At 55.6% G+C, this 248-nt stretch carries 1 rRNA gene; it reads left to right on the top strand.

The annotated features are described in order from the left end of the window. Positions 1–248: ribosomal RNA gene (locus NUX24_RS21765) — 23S ribosomal RNA — on the top strand; the annotation flags it as partial.

Below are 248 nucleotides of genomic sequence, written 5' to 3'. Positions count from 1 at the left end.
GAGATTCCCCCAGTAGCGGCGAGCGAACGGGGAGCAGCCCAGAGTCTGAATCAGCTTGTGTGTTAGTGGAAGCGTCTGGAAAGTCGCACGGTACAGGGTGACAGTCCCGTACACGAAAGCACACAGGTTGTGAACTCGAAGAGTAGGGCGGGACACGTGGTATCCTGTCTGAATATGGGGGGACCATCCTCCAAGGCTAAATACTCCTGACTGACCGATAGTGAACCAGTACCGTGAGGGAAAGGCGA

It is taken from the genome of Enterobacter sp. HG048 (assembly GCF_024702055.1).
GTDB classification, from domain to species: domain Bacteria; phylum Pseudomonadota; class Gammaproteobacteria; order Enterobacterales; family Enterobacteriaceae; genus Enterobacter; species Enterobacter dykesii.
Note: the sequence above shows the minus strand (reverse complement) of the source record. Positions and strands in the feature narration are given on the sequence as shown.